Consider the following 5,943-nt stretch of genomic DNA (forward strand, 5'->3'; position numbering starts at 1 on the left):
CGTAAATCTCTATCGCTCATCTTTTGACTATCTACAATAGTTGGAGATATAACAGCCGATATTGTGTTGTTTTTACATCTGCTGTTTTGATTTTGTAGTATCTGCATCGTTTGAAACATATCTTTCGGAGTATCCCCCGAAAGATTGTTTCTTAATAGCTCATATCCCTTTTTATCATCAATTACGTAATTGAATAATGCTGTGCCACCAACACAAGATTTTGCTTTAGCTATCATAATTACAGTAGTTTTTGTAAGTGAGTCCGAATTAGATTAGCTGTTTCAATAGTGTGTTCTTTAACTCCTGTTGTATCACCAAGCTTAAAAAGGTTGCTTATTCGCCTAAAATTATCTGTGTATTTGTTCAGTAATTTGTAAACTTCAACTTCATCAGGAGTTAATTTATACGCTAAAGAATAGTCAAGTGCGGTGTTTCGGATGTACTCCGAAACGCTACAACCTACTTTTTCTGCTTTGTTTTTTATGATTAGAGCCTCTGTAAGAGTTACTCTAAATTCTATCTTCTTTGTTTTTTTCATCGTCTTACCCATTTTGCGACCTTCGGGAGAAAAACGAGTGGTCTTTGGTTGTCAAATTTCCAATTTGTAAGGACAAAGACACATCTCGATAATTCTCACGTCAAATCATTGCGGTTAATAGTTAGTAAATAATCATTCAAATCTTTGTGATTCTCGTACAGTTTTCGTCCATCAACAACGTTTGTATAGGTCTGAGCTACTTTTTGAAAGGCACTTTCTCCAGCTTTATCATTGTCGAAACAACAAATAATACTTTCATACTTTAATTCTTTGTACAAAGTATTATTGATACTTTTATCCATTTGTACATTGATACATTTATACAATTCCCCATTTGTACATTTGTACAAATAATTATTTGGTGTTTTAATTATTGTATTATTCAACATTGATACGGAATTAAGAATCAAATAATCATATTGCTTTTCTGCATTTGGATAAAGGGTTAAAAAGCTGATGTAATCACTCCAAGATTCAAACAAGACAATATGTTTACTTTTGTTATCAAAGTAGGTTACTGCCTTTTTTCCAAGACACATTTTTATATACACGTTTCTTAGTTCGAAACCATTTATGGTGGTATTGGGAAAACCAACAGCGTAATATGATTTGTTGTTTAGAGTATAGTGTACTTCCTTACAATAAGTTTGAGCCATTTTAAGGCTAAGATTACGCTCAGTGATATATTGTATCAAGTTTGGATGTGTTAATGGCTTAATCGCTTGAATTGTATATGTTGGTTCTTGAATAATGTTAGAACTCACAATAATTGGCTGATGAAAAGAAAAAGAATCGTTTTTGAGCAATTCTAAAGCTGATTTAATATCGCAATTATTGTACTTCATCACAAAATCAAGTGTTGTTCCACCAAAACCAGCAGAATGGTCATAAAACACGTTTTTATCAATATTCACTTTAAATGATGCTGTTTTTTCAGTTCTAAATGGACTGAGATACCACCAATCAACTCTCATTATTTTGGTTGGGGTATGACCTAACTTTTTAAGTAAGTCTGTTAGGCTAATTTGTTTAGCTGATTCACAATTCATACGTTTTGAAATAGTCGGGTTAAAAATCTGTTTTTTTTGATGCAATGATGCAGAAAGGTGTTAATCAATTGTATTTCAATAAAATACTCTGCATCACTCTTGCATCACTGCATCAAACTCATTTTGTTTCTTGCATCACTCTTGCATCAAACTTGATGTATTTTTAGTTTGATGCAGACTTTGATGCAGTGTAACTTATTAATAAACAATAGTTTAATCTATTCTTGCATCATTGCATCAAATATTTTATAGAATAAATCTTTTTTAATGATGTAGTAACGTCCTCTACGTTCTATTTTAACAAATTCTCCATGAGATAAAAGCTCTATTCCTTGATAAGATTTTGTGTTATTTTGTGGTTCGAAATCCCATTTCTTTAAAATCTTTCTTATTTCACTAGCAGATATAATTAGTTTTGGGTTTGTCTTGCGTAATAACAAGAGTAAATCATTGGGAGCTACGCAAATTTCATCCTCGGCAACCTTTTCAAAGCACAGGTTTAAAAGTTCTAAAAGTGAAATCTCTATTTTGTTTTTACTAATTAGTTTTAAAAGGGAAGCTGTAAGTATCTGTTTAGGTGTAAACCACATTCGGGTTTGTTGCGTGGTGTAATAAGGTCGTAGAAGTAAGTATTTGATGAAATAAGGAACTTCACTTGTTAGCTTCTTGATAAAGTGAACGTCTTCTGATTCAATAGGTTTAATCTTTCGAATCCAAAAACGTATTTCTTCTTCGTCTATTTGAATGAAATCATCCTCATTGTTAGAGCAAAGAATAAACTTGGCGAAAAACTCTATTTCCTGTCTGTCTTTTCCCTTTGCTTCAACTTTGTCTTTGTCAGTAGTAGAAAGGTACTTTAAACGCTCTGTAATCTCTTTCTTATCAAAGAATACTTCGTCTATGGCAACTAATAACATACTTGCCCAATCAGCGTTAAATTGAGAACCAAAAGAATCTCCTTTGATATAAGTCATATTGAGTCCAAAGATATTTTTAAGCCATTTAATAAAAGAGCTTTTTCCTGTTGCACGTTCTTTACTAACAAGGCACAATATTGGTAAGGTTTGCGTTGGCTTCTCATACAATAGCTTTAGATAGTCTAAACCATATTCGTATTGTTCACTTCCGAATATGTGCTTTACAAAGTGTAGTGAGTTTGGAATCAATTGTTCTAATTCATTTAAGTTAAAATCTTCTTCTATTGGTTTCATATTTAATTCATTATAGGTATTAAAAAAATTTTCTACGATTGGTTGATAGTTAAGATGGTCTGGAATACAGCAAAAGCCATCTAATTTTAAGACGTTCTCTAAGTAGGACTTTCCGTGATCTGATACAATCGTTTCACGAGTCCAACGCACCATTACTTTAACTTTATCACCTGATATCAAAGGTTTTTCGATGATTTTAAAGTAAGCAGTTCCTACTCGGATATAGGGTATATCTAAGCTCATATTTACTTGTGTTTTAATAATCCTTATCTTTATACGATAAGAGTTGAGTTATACTTTAATTGGATATTAAGGGACGATTTGCACAAGTTGTCCCTTTTATTTTTTAGCGAATAGTTCTAATGCCAAGTCAGCATCGACTATAATTTTTCTACCTCTTTGGATAATCGCTTTTTTGATATGACCTTCTTTCTTGATTTTATTAGCAGTGGTAATACTGCACCCAAGTAGGTCTGCTATACCACGTATTCCGTAAACATAACGCTTTGTAGATTGTTGCGTTTCTTGCGAAGTATTGAGTTCTTTAAAATCCTTTATAGATACTGTTTGTAATAACTGTAATAGTTCTTCTCCTGTCATTTGCCAAACTGGCTTTTCTTTTAATTCGCTTATATACATAGTTTTAGTTTTTAAATTATACGATTTTGTGATGTTCGAACAATTCAAAACTACGATGTGTGTAAGGTGGAGAGGGGGTGGAAAAACACACTTTATTGCACAAAAAAACCACTTTAGTAAAATTCTAAAGTGGTTCAAAGGTGGATTTATAAATTTTAAAGGCTTTTATAGTACTTTATTGTTTAAAAGCTGAATCAATGAGATTGCGATACTCTTTTAATGTATCATTGGCACTGCTACCTGTTATGTGTTTATACTTAGAGTCATAAGTTGCTTTCTTAATCTTAAATTCTTTTAATATTTGAGCAAACCACTTTTTCTTTAAACTTTTGTTTTCTATGTTATTATGTAAGCAATGAATTACATAAAAGAAAGTGTATAGAAAATCCTCTTTGATTTTTATTTTATTCACTGTATGTAAGATATTTATCTCTCTATAAAAATCATATTCTGATATATCTTCAATAAATTGATTGTTTACTATACTATGTAGTTTACTAATAAGTCCCATTGAAAATATAGGCTTGTCATTAATAAAAAGATAATCATTGTCATACATTTCATAGTCCTTAAAATTTGATTTCACATCTTTTAAAAGCCTTTTACTATGATTATATATCTCTTGGTGGTAGTCGTAGTTTAAAAAACCTATCTCTTTGTAAAAACTTGATTCAAAGTAGGTTTTACGTTCAGGCAATTCCGTTTCTCTATACAATTCCATTGTTAAATCATTATCTGACAAACTATTTTTATTTCTTTCTCGGTATTTCTTTAACCGAAGTCCATCTCTATCAAGATTAGTGAAGAAATCAGAATTTTTTTCATACAACTTAATTATTGTCTCCAAATTTTCTCTAACAATAGATAAAATTTCTTTTCTTTCTTGTGTGTCTTTTGCAGAATCAATTCGGTCTTTAAAATCAAACATTAAGATATTAATCATATATTGTCTATAAATATCTTGGGAATCGAAATTAAACGAATTTCCTGATGTGTTTAATTCTTTTTCCCACATCACTATTGTGTTATCAGTCATAAATCTTGTTAATTCTAATTGGGCATCTACTGTATTCATATCATATCAAATTTAGTCATTGCATTCGCTTTAATCGTATCAGCTACATCAATATAAGGCTTCATTGATTTGTAGTCTGAATGTCCTGTCCATTTCATTACAACCTGTACAGGTATCCCCAATGATAAAGCGGTACAGATAAATGTTCTTCGCCCTACGTGAGTGCTTAAATGTTCGTATTTGGGTTTTACTTCATCTATTCTTTCATTGCCTACATAGTAGGTTTCTCTAATCGGTTCGTTAATCTCTGCTAACTCTCCAAGTTCTTTTATGTAGTCATTCATCTTTTGATTAGAAATAACAGGTAGAGCCTTTCCTTTTTCAAAAGGTACATCTTTGTACTTCTCTAATATTGCTCTACTGTGTTTGTTTAATTCAACTCTCAGCATATCATTTGTCTTTTTGGTAACAAACTCAATAGCATCATTTTTAATGTCGTGTCTTGTTAGGCTAAAGGCATCTGAATAGCGAAGTCCTGTATAGCAACAGAAAAGCAATACATCACGTACACGTTCTAAGTACGACTTTGTGCCTAAATCCGTTGATTTAATCTGTTCGATTTCCTCTTGAGTTAAAAAGATTATCTTTTTAGATGTTTCCTTTAGTTTTGGTTTAAACTCTTCAAAATTATAGGTAATTGTATAATTGTTGTTTTTACACCACTTCAAAAACCACTTTACAAAACTAATTTGCTTTTCGATGGTGCTATTACGCATCTGTTTTTCAATGCGTAAAAATGAAACGTAGTCTAATAACGTCTTTTCGTTAATATCAGTAAACTGAAAATTGCTTTTGAAAGAAAAAAGATGTGAACGAACAGTATTAAACTTGGTGTAAGTAGCAGTTGTCCAATCATTGCGTTTACCACTACTTTTTACAAACTCGTCAAAAGCTGTAAAGAGATTCTTTTCTGTTGCTGATATGGTTTGTTTATCTGAGTAGCGTTTTATTTCATCTTTTAAGAGTTCAAAAGAAGGTACTTCGTTTTTCAATTCATACTCTTTAAAGATTCTATCAATCGTAGTAGATAGCTCCTGTATTGCTGTATTGATTTCGGAAGAGCTTTGTTTTAGCTTATTGGTACACCCATTGCGTACCTTTTCTTTTGCTTCATCCCATTTAGAAGCATCAATGCGGTAGCCTGTAAAGAGTTCTACACGGCCACCATTATATACCACTCTTGCACGAATTGGAACGTTCTCTGTGATTAATACACCATCTTTCTTTCTCTTTTCAATAGCAATAGTTATCTTTCTTTTTATAGTCATAGTTATTTGTAATAGCACCCAAATATACACCCAATTTTGATACTATCATATAGTATTTTAAGGTATTTAATCGACTTAATAAAAACATAACTACCAATAAATCAAAATAATAGTATTTTATCACACTCTATTTATATATGGGTTATATTCCCTCTTTCTCCGC

6 protein-coding genes and 1 pseudogene are annotated in these 5,943 nt (G+C 31.4%); all 7 read right to left on the reverse strand.

The window, feature by feature from the left end; all coding sequences use genetic code 11:
• Window positions 1-236: pseudogene (locus H4K33_RS15995) on the reverse strand (mobilization protein); the annotation flags it as partial.
• Between the two features lie 2 nt (window positions 237-238).
• The gene (locus H4K33_RS16000; RefSeq protein ID WP_006260875.1) at window positions 239-538 is read right to left on the reverse strand and encodes a hypothetical protein; all 300 of its coding nucleotides are present in this window, start codon (window positions 536-538) and stop codon (window positions 239-241) included.
• Window positions 539-633: 95 nt separating this feature from the next.
• Window positions 634-1,587 carry a toprim domain-containing protein gene (locus H4K33_RS16005; protein ID WP_036496816.1) on the reverse strand — a complete coding sequence of 318 codons (954 nt, stop codon included), beginning with the start codon at window positions 1,585-1,587 and terminating at the stop codon, window positions 634-636.
• Window positions 1,588-1,805: 218 nt separating this feature from the next.
• Window positions 1,806-3,041, reverse strand: a complete 1,236-nt coding sequence (locus tag H4K33_RS16010) for a primase-helicase family protein (RefSeq protein ID WP_006260873.1) — start codon at window positions 3,039-3,041, stop codon at window positions 1,806-1,808.
• A gap of 96 nt (window positions 3,042-3,137) precedes the next feature.
• Window positions 3,138-3,437 (reverse strand): DUF3853 family protein, encoded by a 300-nt coding sequence (locus tag H4K33_RS16015; protein ID WP_006260872.1) that lies wholly within the window; start codon window positions 3,435-3,437, stop codon window positions 3,138-3,140.
• A 175-nt stretch (window positions 3,438-3,612) separates the two neighbouring features.
• The gene (locus H4K33_RS16020; protein WP_006260870.1) at window positions 3,613-4,512 is read right to left on the reverse strand and encodes a hypothetical protein; all 900 of its coding nucleotides are present in this window, start codon (window positions 4,510-4,512) and stop codon (window positions 3,613-3,615) included.
• Window positions 4,509-5,780, reverse strand: a complete 1,272-nt coding sequence (locus tag H4K33_RS16025) for a site-specific integrase (protein ID WP_006260869.1) — start codon at window positions 5,778-5,780, stop codon at window positions 4,509-4,511. The genes H4K33_RS16020 and H4K33_RS16025 overlap by 4 nt, the downstream gene beginning before the upstream one ends.
• Window positions 5,781-5,943: the final 163 nt, after the last annotated feature.

It is taken from the genome of Myroides sp. WP-1 (assembly GCF_014145635.1).
Lineage (GTDB): Bacteria > Bacteroidota > Bacteroidia > Flavobacteriales > Flavobacteriaceae > Flavobacterium.

Coding starts and splice junctions, on each gene's coding strand:
- H4K33_RS16000 (WP_006260875.1), bottom strand. CDS start 538: ATGAAAAAAACAAAGAAGATAGAATTTAGAGTAACTCTTACAGAGGCT.
- H4K33_RS16005 (WP_036496816.1), bottom strand. CDS start 1,587: ATGAATTGTGAATCAGCTAAACAAATTAGCCTAACAGACTTACTTAAA.
- H4K33_RS16010 (WP_006260873.1), bottom strand. CDS start 3,041: ATGAGCTTAGATATACCCTATATCCGAGTAGGAACTGCTTACTTTAAA.
- H4K33_RS16015 (WP_006260872.1), bottom strand. CDS start 3,437: ATGTATATAAGCGAATTAAAAGAAAAGCCAGTTTGGCAAATGACAGGA.
- H4K33_RS16020 (WP_006260870.1), bottom strand. CDS start 4,512: ATGAATACAGTAGATGCCCAATTAGAATTAACAAGATTTATGACTGAT.
- H4K33_RS16025 (WP_006260869.1), bottom strand. CDS start 5,780: ATGACTATAAAAAGAAAGATAACTATTGCTATTGAAAAGAGAAAGAAA.